9 protein-coding genes are annotated in these 14,249 nt (G+C 70.1%); all 9 read right to left on the minus strand.

Annotation, left to right across the window (positions count from 1 at the left end; all coding sequences use genetic code 11):
• Positions 1–3: 3 nt before the first annotated feature.
• A complete protein-coding gene (locus tag GH664_RS19070) occupies positions 4–1,374 on the minus strand; it encodes an HlyD family type I secretion periplasmic adaptor subunit (RefSeq protein WP_153169651.1) in 1,371 nt (456 codons plus the stop codon).
• Positions 1,375–1,428: 54 nt separating this feature from the next.
• Positions 1,429–3,162, minus strand: a complete 1,734-nt coding sequence (locus GH664_RS19075) for a type I secretion system permease/ATPase (protein ID WP_153169652.1) — start codon at positions 3,160–3,162, stop codon at positions 1,429–1,431.
• A gap of 23 nt (positions 3,163–3,185) precedes the next feature.
• On the minus strand, positions 3,186–4,916 hold the full coding sequence (locus GH664_RS19080; protein WP_153169653.1) for a type I secretion system permease/ATPase: 1,731 nt from the start codon (positions 4,914–4,916) through the stop codon (positions 3,186–3,188).
• Between the two features lie 134 nt (positions 4,917–5,050).
• The gene (locus tag GH664_RS19085) at positions 5,051–5,467 is read right to left on the minus strand and encodes a cupin domain-containing protein (RefSeq protein ID WP_153169654.1); all 417 of its coding nucleotides are present in this window, start codon (positions 5,465–5,467) and stop codon (positions 5,051–5,053) included.
• 125 nt (positions 5,468–5,592) lie between these two features.
• Positions 5,593–9,003, minus strand: a complete 3,411-nt coding sequence (gene recC, locus GH664_RS19090) for an exodeoxyribonuclease V subunit gamma (RefSeq protein WP_153169655.1) — start codon at positions 9,001–9,003, stop codon at positions 5,593–5,595.
• 43 nt (positions 9,004–9,046) lie between these two features.
• Positions 9,047–10,381: a diguanylate cyclase gene (locus GH664_RS19095; protein WP_228111622.1), complete on the minus strand. Its 1,335-nt coding sequence runs from the start codon at positions 10,379–10,381 to the stop codon at positions 9,047–9,049.
• Positions 10,378–11,304, minus strand: a complete 927-nt coding sequence (locus GH664_RS19100) for an ABC transporter substrate-binding protein (RefSeq protein ID WP_194270447.1) — start codon at positions 11,302–11,304, stop codon at positions 10,378–10,380. The genes GH664_RS19095 and GH664_RS19100 overlap by 4 nt, the downstream gene beginning before the upstream one ends.
• 65 nt (positions 11,305–11,369) lie before the next feature.
• On the minus strand, positions 11,370–13,457 hold the full coding sequence (locus GH664_RS19105; RefSeq protein WP_153169657.1) for a TonB-dependent siderophore receptor: 2,088 nt from the start codon (positions 13,455–13,457) through the stop codon (positions 11,370–11,372).
• A gap of 148 nt (positions 13,458–13,605) precedes the next feature.
• On the minus strand, positions 13,606–14,220 hold the full coding sequence (locus GH664_RS19110; RefSeq protein ID WP_153169658.1) for a MarC family protein: 615 nt from the start codon (positions 14,218–14,220) through the stop codon (positions 13,606–13,608).
• Positions 14,221–14,249: the final 29 nt, after the last annotated feature.

Consider the following 14,249-nt stretch of genomic DNA (forward strand, 5'->3'; position numbering starts at 1 on the left):
GACTCATTCCTCCTTCATCGACGCGGCCATGCGCTTGAGCAGCGGATGCAGCAGATAGGTCAGCACGGTGCGCTCGCCGGTGCGGATCACCACCTCGGCAGGCATGCCCGCCTGCAGTTGGCGGTCGCCGAGTTCCTTCATGCCCCTGGGCGTCAACGAGATGCGGGCGAGGTAGTACGACTGCTTGGTCTCCGGCTCGGTGATGAGGTCGGTCGACACCGAGTCGACCTTGCCCTGCACGACCAGCGCCGGGGAATGGGCGAAGGACGAGAAGCGCACGTCCGTCTCCATGCCCGGCTGCACGCGGTCGATCATGTGCGGCGGCACCCGGGTCTCGAGCAGCAGGGTTTCGTCGCGCGGCACCACGTCCATCAGCTTCTGGCCCGGCGCGATGACGCCACCCACCGTCTGCGACACCAGGCCGACGACCTGGCCTTCGGCGGGCGAACGTATCGTCGTGCGCGCCAGCTCGTTGCCCGCAGCCTTCAGCTTTTCGGCATCGGCCTGCACTTCGCGGCGGATCTCGGCGAGCTGCGCATCCACCTCCTTGCGGTATTCCTGCGTGCGCTGCACTGCACGCAGCTTCATCTCGGCGATCGAGCGACGCGCGCGCTGGATGTTGCCCTGCAGGTCGGCGATCGATCCGGCTGCCTCGGCCGCCAGGCGCTGGATCTCCAGTTGCTTGTTGCGCGGCGCATAGCCTTCCTGCACCAGTTCGCGCAGGCCCTTCAGTTCGTCCTGCAGCAGCTCGAGCTGGGTCCGGCGCGCCGACAGCATGCCCTCGTAACCTCGGATCGCCGCCTCCTCGCCCTGGATGTTCTCGCGAATGGCGTCCAGTTCCGCCTTCAGCGCGCTGCGGCGCGCGGCGAACAGGCTTTGCTGGTTGTCCATTGCCTGCCGGATCAGCGGATCGGCCGGCGCATCCTGCAGGTCGGGGTGAAAGGCGACGCTCGCGCGATCCGCCTGCTCGGCCAGCAGGCGCCCTTCCATCGCGCGCAGCGTGAGGTAGTGCTGGCGCACCGATTCGTAGTTGGCCACCGCCATCGCATCGTCGATACGCAACAGCGGATCGCCATTGCGCACGTACTGGCCTTCCTTCACATGCACCTCGCTGACGATGCCCCCGGACAGGTGCTGCACGGCCTTGCGCTTGGTGTCGATGGCGACCATGCCGGCCGTCGGCACGCCCTCGTCGAGCGGCGCCAGCCCGGCCCACAGCAGGAATCCGCCGAAGCCCAGGCCCAGCACCCACATGCCCAGCCGTGCCGGCCGCCCGGTGTCGGTGGGCAGGCCCGGTTCGGCGTCGACCACCTGCGCCGGGGACTGCCGATCGGCGCCCACGGGCCTGCCAGGATCGATGTTGCGAATTGCCATGAGGAACTTCCGAGTATGGGATTGAGGAATCCGGCGCCCTGCCGCCCGCCAGGCTCAGGCCGGTTGTGGCGCCATGCCACCGCCGGCGGGGAAACCCGACGCCGTGGCCGCCCCCCCGCCAGGCAGCACCTGGGCAGGCGGACCGTCACGGGTGATCACGCCGTCATCGAGGACGAGCACGCGATCGGCAATGCCGACGATGCCGCGCCGGTGCGTGATCAGGAACACCGTGCTGCCTTGCTCCCTGAGGTCCCGCACCGCACGCACCAGGGCAGCCTCGCCGACGTCGTCGAGGTTGGAGTTGGGCTCGTCGAGGACGATGATGCGCGGATCGCCGTACATCGCCCGCGCCAGCCCGATGCGCTGGCGCTGGCCGCCGGACAGCATGCTGCCCGCCTCGCCGATCTGGGTGTCGTACCCCTTGGGGAAACGCAGGATCATGTCATGCACGCCGGCGCGCTGGCAGGCGCGGATGACCTTCTCTGCGTCCACCTCGCCAAAGCGCGCGATGTTCTCGGCAATGCTGCCCTCGAACAGTTCGATATCCTGCGGCAGGTAGCCGAGGGCGGGGCCGAGCTCCTCGCGGTCCCATTCCTCGATGGGCTCACCGTCCACCAGCACGCACCCCTCGCGCTGCGGCCAGATGCCGACGAGTGCACGCGCCAGGGTCGACTTGCCCGAGCCCGACGGGCCAAGGATGGCGGTCACCTGCGCCGGCTCGAAAGCGGCCGTGAGGCCTTTCAGGATGGGCTGCGCACGCCCGGGCGCCGTCGCCACCAGATTCTCGATGCGCACGTCCCCGCGGGGCAGGCCGCGGCGCGGCGCGTCTTGGGGCAGCGGATGCGCGGCGAGCAGCGCATCGAGGTTGCGGAAGGCCTGGCGCGCCGCGAGGAAGGGCTTCCAGCTCGCGACGATCTGGTCCAGCGGCTGTGTCGCACGCCCCATCAGCACGTTGGCGGCGATCATCGCGCCGGCGGTCAATTCGCCCTCGATCACCAGCACCGCGCCGGCCGCCAGCGTGAGCGACTGCAGGGTGTAGCGCACGAACTTGGTCAGGGCGAGCACACGCGCGCTGGCATCGGCCGCCCGTCCGTTGAGCGCCAGGTGCCGATGGTGGCGTACCTGCCAGCGCCGCCTGAGGCTGCCCAGCATGCCCATCGCCTCGATCACCTCGGCATTGCGCAGCTTGCCATGCACATAGGCACCGACCTGCGAGCCGGCCTCGACGGCCGCCTCGACCGGCTGCTGCGTGATGCGGTGCGACAGCCAGGCCAGCACCGCCAGCAGCAGCACGAAGCCCACGCCCAGCAGGCCGAGCGAAGGATGCAGCATGAACAGCACGGCGATGTAGATCGGCGTCCAGGGCGCATCCATGAAGGCGAACAGGCCGTTGCCGGTCATGAACTGACGCAGGTTGGTGAGGTCGCCAAAGGTGCGCGCCGGGTTGCGGCTGCGCTCGCCCAGGCTGGACTGGAAGCTCGCCTGGAACACGCGCGTGCCCAGCAGCGCGTCGAAGCGCACGCCCATGCGCACCAGCAGACGCGATCGCACCCACTCGGCGAAGGCCATCACCGCGAAGCAGAACAGCATGACCAGCGTCACCGCGGCGAGCGTGAGGCTGCTGTGGCTGACCATCACCCGGTCGTACACCTGCAGCATGTAGATCGTCGGCGTCAGCATCAGCACATTGACGACCACGGAGAAGGCCATGCATGCGGCGAACTCACGCCGGAATCCCCACAGGGTCGTGGCAAGGGGGCTGCGCAGGGCGGCGGCGGGCATGTTCATCCTCGATGACTCGGGCGACCGGTTCATGCGGCCACCGGTCGCGGCATTGCGGCAGTCGGCTGCGCACCGCGCTGCAGGCTGGCGAGAACCTCGTCGCGCGGGCCGAAGGCCTTGGCCTGGCCGTCCTGCAGCAGCAGGATGAGGTCGACCGCCGGCAGCACCGAGGTGCGGTGGGTGACGATGACCACCGTCGTGCCCTGGGCCTTCAACGCAAGCAGCATCTGCAGCAGCGCCTGCTCGCCCGCCTCGTCGAGGTTGGAATTGGGCTCGTCGAGCACCACCAGCCGCGGCTGGCCGTAGATCGCCCGCGCCAGCCCGATGCGCTGGCGCATGCCGCCCGACAGGATGGCGCCGTCGTCACCGATGTCGGTGTCGTAGCCGTCGGGCAGCGCCATGATCAGCTCGTGCGCGCCCGACAGGCGCGCCGCGGTTTCCACCGCGTCGCCATCGGGCTCGCCGAAGCGGGCGATGTTCTCGGCCACGGTGCCGGCAAAGAGCTCCACATCCTGCGGCAGGTATCCGACCTGGGGGCCGAGTTCGGCCTTGTTCCACGCGAAGAGGTCGGCGCCATCGAGCCGCAGCTTGCCGCTCGACGCCGGCCACACCCCGACCATCAGTCGTGCCAGCGTGGACTTGCCCGAGGCAGCCGGGCCGATCATCGCCAGCGCCTTGCCGGGCGGCACCGCCAAGCTGATGCCGCGCAGGATGGGAAGCTGCGATCCGGGCGCCGCCGCGACCACGCCTTCCACCGACAGCAGGCCGCGCGGCGCGGGCAACGGCATGCCCGGCTCACGCGCCGGGACGGCGGTGAGCAGCCGGTCGACCCGCGCCCAGGCATCGCGCGCGTTGACCACCTGTCGCCAGGCACCGATCACCTGCACGATGGGCGCCAGCACCCTCACCCCGAGCGTGGAGGCCACGATCATCATGCCCCCGCCGCCGGGGAAATCGCCGGCGATGATCAGCCAGCACGCGCCGCCCAGCAGCAAGGACGACTGGGTGAGCTGCACGAACTTGGCCATCGACGCGTAGGACCCCGCCTTGTCGGAAGCATCCGCCTGCAGCGAGAGGAATTCGTTCTGCCGCGTCAGCCAGCGCCGCAGGATTCCTCCCTGCATGCCCATGGCTTCGATCACCTGCACATTGCGCAGGCTGTTGGCGGCATAGTTCTGCGCCGCGATCGCGGCCTTGTTGGCCCGCTCCAGCGGCGGCCGGGTGTCGCGCTCGGTCAGCCAGGCCAGCCCCACCTGCAGCAGCGCGCCCGCGATGGACAGCCATCCGAGCGCGGCATCGATGAGGAAGATCGCCACGATGTAGAGCAGGGCCAGGGGTACGTCGATCAGCGCCGTCGCGGCCGGGCTGTGGAAGAACTCGCGTACCGTGCGCAGATCGTTCAAGAGTTGCGCGCTGACCCCCGGCATGCGCCGCAGGCTCGCCTCGAACAGCGCATCGAAGGCGCGGCTGGCGATGCGCGCATCGAACTTCAGCGAGGCCTCATGAAGCATCCGGCTCCGCACCCATTCGAGCAGCTCCATCACCGCGTAGGCGAGGACGATCAGCAAGGTGAGCATCGCCAGCGTCATGCCGCTGCGGCTGTTCACAACCCGGTCATACACCTCGAGCATGTAAAGGGTCGGCGTCATCACCAGCAGGTTGGTGAAGAAGCTGAAGAAGACGACCTGCTTGACCAGGGACTTCTGCGCGTCGAGGGCGGCGCGCAGTTCGGACGGCTTGTCGCCGGGCTTGACGGCCATGGGGCGGCCCTTTGCATATTCTTTCGATTGCTCCGGATTCTACCCGGACGAAAGTCTGCAATGCGCGAACTAATCCCGCATCGGCCGCTCCTTCGCTGGCGATGGCGGCAGCGGCAGCCGGTGGGCGTCCCGATTCAACCGCCCGCGGCCGGATCGTACGGTACGACGTTCTCCTGTTCGGCCGGATCATTGCGCGCGACGATGGCACGCGCCGCTTCGGTGTCGCTCAGGTTGAACGCCTGGTGCGGCATGTCGGCCGGGATGAAGAGGAAGTCGCCGGCAGCGCTGACGACGCGCTGCTGCAGGCCCGGCCCGTAACGGGTTTCGACGCGGCCTTCAAGCACGTAGATCGCCGTCTCGTAGCCGCGGTGCCGGTGCGGCGCAGCCACGCCGCCGGGCGGGATGACCACCATGTGCATCGACAGGCCACGACTGCCGGCCGTCTCGCCGGAAATGCCGACGAAATACGGCAGGCGCTGATGGGTGAGGATCTCGCGCTCGGGGCGCACGGCCACCACCGTCTGCACTATCTGTTCGCTGGGGGATGACATCGTTGCCTCCGTGCCGCGCAGTGGCGGCAACAACCTGGCCAGCTCGCGCCGGCCCGTCGATCTAACCGTAGTGCGTGCGCGCTGCGCTGTCGACCTCCAGGCCGCCACGCGACCGATGCGGGACCCTACAGACGCGCGTCGTCGAGGTGCTGCAGCAGCGGGCCGAGCACGCCCGTGGCCAGTGCGCGGAAGCTGTCGTCCAGCGGCACCGCGACGCCGCGCAGGGCGAGGCGGCAAGCCGGATCACCGGCCTCGCCATGTCCCGGCCGCCCGCCCATCCAGCGCGCCTGCGCCTTGGCGAGGCTGTCACCGTTGGTCACGTACGCCCACGCCGACTTGGGAAAGAAATGCAGCGGCCGCATCAGGCCTTCGCGGTACAGCGCCAGCGCGTCGCGCAGCAGGCGGTGCGCCTCGCCCGCGTCGACGGCACGGAAGCGGAATTCGCCGTCGCGCGACAGGCCGCGCGTCGCGCACGCGACGCCGGCGACCGGCGCCGCACAGAGCGCCAGGTGCATCAACCATGCGGCCAGGTAGTCCGCCGCGCGGGTGTCGTCATAGCGGGGGCGCAGCAGACCGTCGCGGCGCAGGCTGGGAAATGGCGCGGTCAACGTCCAGCGTTCCTCACCGAGTGCGACTTCGATGCGGGACAGTTGCGGGGCCAGCGCAGGCGACGCACTCGCCGCCGACACCGCTGCGGCGAAGCCGCGCAGACGGTGTAGTTCGGCCTGCAGCGCACCGTCGCCCAGCACGCCGGGCGGATACTCGCCACCCGCGCGCGCAAGCGCCAGCAGTTGCGTCGGCACGGCAGCGTCCTCGCCCGCCGCAGCATCGCCGCCGGCCAGCAGCACCGGCAGCAGGCGCTGCGCAAGCGCCTGCTGCGCCGGCCAGTCGGGGATGAAGCCCTCGACATCCGCGAGCTCCTCGTCCGCCTCGGGCAGGTCGAGGCCAACACGCTCGCGCAGCAGGTAACGGCAGGGATTGCGAAAGAAGCGGATCAACTGCTCCAACGCCACCTCGCGCCACTCCTCGCCGGGCGGCGGCAGCGGCGCGGCGAAGAAGACGGACTGCTGCGCGTCGGCCGCCGCGTGTCCGCCGCCCTCGTCCGCTTCGCCAGCCTCCGCCTCGCCCGCTTCCATCTCACCCTCTTCCATTCCCCAAGCGTCCTCCTGCCCACGCTGCGGCGCGGCCAGGCGGGCGGCCAGGGCCCGGGCGTACTCCTCGTGGAAGCTGACCAGGCGCGGATCGCGCTGCGCGGAAGGCAGGAAGTAATCGGCGGCGAAGGCCTGCAGCGGATGCTCCACGGTCAGCCGGCGGCGCGCGGCGGCAATCGATCCGGGGTCGGCGGGATCGGCCGCACAGGCCGCGGCCAGCGTGTCGAGCAGTTCGTCCACCAGCACCGACGGCGGCAACGCGCTGCCGTCGCGCACGCTGCGCCCGACGCAGGACAGGTGCAGCACCTCGCGCGCCGACAACAGCACGTCGAGGAACAGGTTGCGGTCGTCGAGCCGGCGCTGGCGGTCGCCGCGCTGGGGTCGTGCGGCCATGAGGTCGAATTCGGCCGGGCGGTCGCTGCCTGGAAAGGCGCCATGATCCATCCCGATCACGCACACCACCCGATAGGGCAGGCCGCGCAGTGCAGACAGCGCAGAGAAAGTGACCGTGCCGCCCGGCACGCCGCCGCGCGCCGGATCGTCGAGCAGCGCCGACAGCGCGGGATGGACGACTTCCAGCGGCACCGGCGCGGACAGGTCGCCGCCTGCCATCGCGTCCGCCAGCGCGGCGATGGCGGCACGCACTTCACGCAGGTCGTCGGCCCAAGCCACGCTGTCGCCCACCAATGCGTCGAGCGCCTCGCCCAATGCGCTGCGCCAGCCTGCTGCGTCATGCGGGCGCCGCAGGCCGTCGCGCAGCGTGCGCAAGGTCTGCGCATAGCGCCAGAAGCGGCCGAGGGCGAGCGCAGCGTTGCCCTCCGGCGCCGCGGCGCCGATGCGGCCGGCCAGCGGCGCCACCTGCGCGGCGTCGCCGGCGGCCCAGGCGAGGTAGAGGCGGTGCAGGCCCTCCTCCAGCGTATGACGGGCGGCCCCGGCGTCCTCGCCGCCCGGTGCGTCATGCGCGAGGCCCCAGCGGATACCGGCGGCACGCATCCAGTCGTGCACCGCTTCCAGCGCCGCCTCGTCCAGCCCGAACCGTGCCGCCACCGGCGGCTGCTGCAGCAGGTCGAAGATCCGGCTCGCCGGCAGGCGGCCGGCCAGCAGCGTCAGCAGGCGGTCCAGCACCTGCGCTACCGGGTTCTCACGCGTGCCGCCGAGGCCGGTGATGCGCCAGGGGATGCGACGCCCGACGGGCGCGGTGCCGAACACCGCCTCGATCAGCGGCGCGGTGGCGTCGAGGTCGGGCGTGAGCACGACGATGTCGTCCAGGCGCGGCGGGTTGCGCCCGGCGAACAGCCCCAGGAGCCTATCGTGCAGCACTTCCAGCTCGCGCGTGCGCGAATGGCAGACGTGCAGTTCGACGCTGCGATCGCGCTCGGCCAGCGCCACGCTGCCCGGCTCGAGTTCCTGCAGGTCGAGGACGGCGTTGTGCAGCCGCGCCAGCAGGTGCCGTCCGGGATGCGGCGCGAACACCGCCTCCTCGTCGACGACGTGCTCGCCTTCGAACAGCAGCCCGAGGTGCGCCTGCGTCTGCTGCCCCCAGGCCGCCAGCAGGCGGTTGCCGGTTTCGTGGAACATGTCCTGCTGGCGGCTCGCGAGCCAGGACAGGCGGCGCGCATCGACGATCTCGAACCAGTACTCGCGACAGGGATTGAGCGCGTACAGGCGCACCTCCACCACCCGCGCCAGCTCGCGCAGCATGTCCAGGTAAAGCGGCGGCAAGGCTGGCAAACCGAACACATGCACCGTGCGCGGCAGGCCGGCGGCCGCCAGCCCGTCCTCGCTCATGGCGCCGACGCGGCGCAGGAAGAGCGCGGCAGGATGCTCTTCGCGCAGATGCAGGCCGGCGCGGATGCGCCGCCACAGCTCGGCCTGCCAGGCTTCGTCGGCGCGCTCGACGTCGCTCGCCCCGCCCTGCAACGCCGTCCTGCCCTCGACCCACAGCGCCAGCCAGCGCGGCCGGTAGGTCAGGTAATGGTCGAAGACGCGCGCGATGCGCCCGGCCAGCTCGAAGCGCATCGGCGCATCCGCCCCCTCCAGGTAGGCCGCCAGCCGCGGGTGCGCCGCCAGCCAGCCGTCGGCGGACGCACTTTCCAGCAGGCCATGGATGCGCCAGGCGAGCAGCGCCGGCGCGAAGGGCGAGCGCTCGGGCACGTCCACCACACGGCCCATCTGCGCCCACAGCCACTGCGCCAGGTAGGAGAAGTCGAGGTTGGCACACACGCCCTCGCGCGCGGCCAGCGCCAGCTCGACGCGGCGCCGCAGGGCGCTGCTGGGCACCAACACATGGCGCAGGCCGAAGGGCCCGGGCTGCTCGTCGCCCAGGCGGTCAAGCAGCATGTCGAGCAGGATCTCGAAGCGGTTGGAGAAGGCGAGGTGGAGCATCGGCGCGGCGCTTGCTGAAGGGCGCCATTGTGCCATCCGCCGCTCAGGCAGGCTGCCCCGCCGGCGGGCCGCCGATGCCCCGCTCCACCACACGGCCGCGTCCACCGCGCTTGGCCTCATAGCAGGCGCTGTCGGCGGCCTTGAGCACCGCCGAGGGGCTCTGCGCGTGATCGTCGATGTAGGTCAGGCCGATGCTCGCGCCCACGCGGAAGATCTGCCCCTCCCACGTGAAGACATGCCCTTCGACGGCCTCGAGCAAATCCCCCGCGATGCGCCGCGCATCCTCCGGGCTGCAGCCGCGCAAGATGAGCGCGAACTCGTCGCCGCCGATGCGGCAGATCAGGTCCTGGGCGCGCACCCGATGCCGCACCAGCTCGCCGATCTCGTGCAGCAGCGCGTCACCGGCCGCATGGCCGCAGGTGTCGTTCACCTGCTTGAAGCGATCGAGATCCACGAAGCACAGCGCGCCGTGGTCCGCCGCACGCCGCGAGGCCCTGACCGCCTCTTCCAGCGCCTGCTCGAAGGCGCGCCGGTTCGGCAGGCCGGTGAGCGCGTCGTGCAGCGCCTGGTGCGCGAGCTGGCCGGTGGCTTCGGCGATGCGGGCCTCCAGGTTGTGGGTGGCGTCGGCGATGGAACGCGCCATGTTGTTGAAACCCTGCTGCAGCTCGCTGATCTCCTGGCCTCCACCGCCCACCGTCACGCGCACGTCGAGATCGCCCGCCGCCATGCGCCGCACCGCTTCCACCAGGCGGCTCACCGGCTGGCCGACCGAACGCGCCAGGCGCACCGCCAGCACGCCGGTGGCGATCATCGTCGCCAGCACGACGGCGAGCACCGTCAGCACCGTCGCGCGCCGACGCGCCACGTAGGATTTCGTGTCCAGTTCCACATAGACCCAGCCGATCACTTCCGGCACGACATCCGCCCTGGCGGCGAGCGCACCGGAATCGAGTTCGTCCACTGCGACCGGCTGCGAGGTGACGGCCGCTGCGAAACCGTAACGCCCGGCGCCATGGGAGATGAGATGCGGCGCGCTGGCAGCCGCCAGCGCTTCCAGGTTGGCGATGAGCGCGGTGCCGGCGAGTGCGGCCTGCGCGCGATCACGCCCATAGATCGCTGCCGCGGCAATGTCCTGCTGTGCCAGCGCAGCGTCCAGCAGACCGCGCATGCTTGCCGCGTTACCCGAGATCACGCCGTACTCGGCGGCAGGGGCGAGGAAACTGACGATGGCCAGGCCGCGCTCGCGCGTCGCCTGCTCGGCGAGTTCGGCATCGCGGTCGAGGTAGAGCGCGCTGATCAGCAGCGCGAGCAGGAAGACCGGCGCCAGCACCGTGATGAGCACGCGTTGCGTGAGCGTCATCGTGCGCAGCGGCTTCATGACGCGCACCCCTGCACCAGCTCCCGCAACTGCGCATCGGGCGGAACGCCGATGTTGAGCGAGCGCGCCACCTGGCGATTGACCGCCAGCTCGCAGGACGACGCAGGCCGCGCCGGCGGCAGGCGGCCGGTGCCCGGAGCGGGCTTGCGCAGCCAGTCGGCGACATCCAGCGCCACATCCTCGGGCGTGCTGAACACGGCGGCGAGCGCGCCGGCTTCGACATAGGCGCGCGAAAAGGCGAAGATCGGCCGCCGGAACCGGTAACTGGTGAGCAGGATGGAGCGCGCCGGATTGGACGCCGACAGTATCGGATCGGGCAGCACCAGCAGGGCATCGACGTTCGGCAGCAGACGCTCCAGGCCGGCGATGACCTCGCCCGCCTGCGCAACGCCCTCGGGCACGAGCTTGAGGCCGGCAGCGGTGGCGGCGCGCGCCAGTTCGGGATCGGGCTCGCCGCTCCCGCTGCTGTACAGCAGGCCGATGCGTCCACCGCGCGGCAACACCGCGCCGACCAGGCGCATCTGCCGCTCGGCCGGCTGGTCGAGGTAGATCGCCGACAGCGCCGCATGCGGGTGACGCGCGCGCAGCGTCTCCCATTGACCGCGGCTGAGCATCACCGCCAGCGTGGGACGGCGATAGTGTTCGAGCACCGTGGCGGCCGTCTGCGAGCCGGCAGCAATGATCAGGTCCGCCCGCTCAAGCACCGCCTGATCCAGACCGTCGGCGAGATTGCCCGCCGCCAGCAGCGTATGGCCGCTGCCCGCGAGCGCGCGCTGCAGCGCCTCGGCAAAAGTCTGGTGGACGCCACCCGCCTGCGGCAGCGCCAGCGCCACCTGCATCGCCAGCGCCGGCGCCGCGAGCCCGGGTGCCAGCAGGCAGACGACGAAGAGAAGGAGCACGATGGCGCGGCGAAACGCGCCCACGGACCGTCCCCAGGCCGCAAGGCTGCTGCAGATCCGGGACGGCCACAGGCTTGGCGACATGAGCCCTACCAGGACAAGCGCAAGCTCGCGAACAGTTGCGGCTCGGCGCGGTAGCGGCCCTCGTGGAACTCGGGATAGCGCCCGCCCACGCTCTGCGCGGTGATCGCGAATTCATTGTCCGAGCGTGCCGGACCGAAGCTGCGCGCGAGCTTGACATCCACCCGGTCGCGCGACGGCACGACGTCGCCCTGGTTGAGCCACATCATCTTCTCGTTGTGGTAGTAGCCGATGCTCGCCCGCCAGCGATCGGGAAGGTCCTTGATCAGCAGCAGCGAGCTCACCGCCTGCGGCGCGCTTACGACGATATCCGGGTCGAGCACGCCCTTGCCGGCATCGATCTCGATGAAGGCCTGCGACAGGACGATGCGGCCCCAGCCGGGTCGCCGCCAGTCGATGCTGAACTCGGCCCCGTCCATGACGAAGGAGCCCGAGTTCAGGAACTCCGAGGCACGCTGCTGCCCGCTCTGCAGGTAGGGTACATAGCCGGCCGGCGGTGGCGCATTGCAGTCCGGTCGGCGTGGGGTGGCACCGGGGCGCAGCGCGACCACGCTGCCGTCGGGCGCGATGATCGGATTCCAGCAGGTCCGATCGTCCAGATAGCGGTCGTAGCGCTCGTGGAAGACGCGCACATCCAGGTTGAGCCCCAGGTCCGCCAGCAACGCGACATAGCCGATCTCTGCATAGCGCACCCGCTCCGGCTGAAGCTGCTGCGTGGCGCGCAGGCCGAGGGCCTTGATCACTCCGCCCTCGCGGTACACCTGTTCGGCGTCGGACTGCAGCAGCGTCGGCGCACGGTAGGCCACCCCTCCCGACAGGCGCATCGAAGACTGTGGCGACAGCGCAAGGTTGACCGCCAGCCGCGGCGAAAACAGCTCGCCGCTGTAGTCGTGCCTCTCGAACGTGCCGCCGACATCGATCTTGAGCCACTCCAGCGGCTGCCAGCCAAGGCTGCCGAAGACCTGCGCATGCCGCGCGTACAGCGTGTCGCGGGTGTTGAAGGTATCGGGCGAGCGTGCGCTCTCTTGCCGCACGCCGGCGCCCATCATGATCTGCCAGGCTGCGCCGAGCCGCGTCGAATACTGCAGCTCGAGATCGTCGCGCGTCGTGTCGACGTCGACGTCGACCATCGCCAGCCTCGTCTGGCTCCCGCCGAGCTCGACCACTGCGAGACTGCCCGGTCGTGAATGTTCGGTCTGCCGGTAATACTGCAGCGCGAAGCTGGACTCGGCGCCGAAGCTGTGCAGCCACGCCATGTGGATGTAGTCGGCGCGAGACCGCACCTGATTGTCCGCATCGGACAGGATCCCCGGCACGCCACGTTCGTAGGTGCCGTCGCTGGTGCCGAGCTGCAGGCGCAGTTCGTCGTGGGGGGTCAATTGGGTCGACGCGGTGAAATTCACCGTATCGACCAGCAGGTGCTCGGCCGGGGTCGCCGAGCCATCCCGTCTGGCGAAGGAGCGGAAGGTCGTGGCCGCCCGCCGCGAGCCCGACAGCCGCCAGTCGACGGCGCCGCCGGCCGCGCCGCTGAGGCGAAAGCCATGGTCGTAGAAGCCGTCCTGGCCAAGGCGCGAGATCAGCGTCGCCCCATCCTCGGTCGAGGGCGCACGGGTGATGATGTTGACCACGCCCTGGAAGGCATTCGCGCCGTAGGCCGCGCCGTTGGGGCCGCGCACCACCTCGATGCGCTCGACGTCGTCGACGCGGATCGGCAACTCGCGCCAGTTGGTGTTGCCGCGCAGCGGGCTGTTGACCGTGCGGCCGTCGATCATGACCTTGATGCGGCCGTTGTAAGCGTCGCCCAGACCGTGGTTCGCGACCGTCGGCGAACCTCCCGCCCACTGCGCCACCAGAAAGCCCGGCACCAGGCGCAGCAGGTCGTGGATTTCGGTGAAGCCGGAGGCGGCGATCATCTCGCGATCGATCACCGTCACCGCCGCGGGCGCGTCGAGCGGCGACTGTGCCAGCCGCGACGCCGTCAGCACGATGGGGATGTCATCGAAGAAGAAATCTCCGGCGCTGGCCGCAAAAGACGGCAACAGGGCTGCGCCCACGACATGCACGCACAGGACCGATTGCCGCAGCGTCCGCTTCATTTCCACCAAACCTCGTCCAAACTATTGAAATTTCTGATCATGCGAGCGTCGCACATGCCCGGCGACGTGGTCCACCCCGAAGTGGGCCGCCCTGCGGCACCCGACACGCTCGGCCCACTGCCCTCGCAGTGTCTGCCCCGATCGACGCTCAGGCACGGATCAGGGTGCGCACGCCATTGGCGATGAACTCCACCGCCAGCGCAGCCAGCACCAGGCCCATCACCCGCGTCATGATGTTGAGCCCTGTCTGGCCGGCGAGCCGGCTGATGGGCCTGGCCAGGCGCAGGGTGACCCACACCACGCCGCCGATCGCCACGCCGATCAGCACCAGCAGCGCCAGTTGCCACCAGTGGCGGGCATTCTCCGACAGGATGATGACCGAACTCATGGTGCCCGGCCCGGCAAGCAGCGGAATGGTCAGCGGCACCACGGCGATGCTGGCGCGCTCCGTCGCCTCGTGCGCCTCCTCCGGGGTGGAGCGGTCGCGTCCCGGCTCGGCGTTGAACATGTTGAGCGCGATCAGGAACAGCAGCACACCGCCGCCCACCTGCAGCGATGCGATCGAGATGCCGAAGATGCCGAGCAGCGTCTGGCCGAACAGCGCCGACACGCCGATCACGACGGCGGTGGCGATCGCCGCGGTGTTGATCGTGCGGTGCAACTGCGGCCGCGACTGATGCGCGGTCAGGCTCAGGAACATCGGAATGGCGCCGAAGGGGTTGATCAGCGCGAGCAGGGTGATGAAGGCCTTCAGCGTATCCATTTATTGTTTCCTCGCGCCGCGGACCTCGT

This window comes from Thauera sp. 2A1, assembly GCF_009469595.2.
GTDB lineage: Bacteria > Pseudomonadota > Gammaproteobacteria > Burkholderiales > Rhodocyclaceae > Thauera.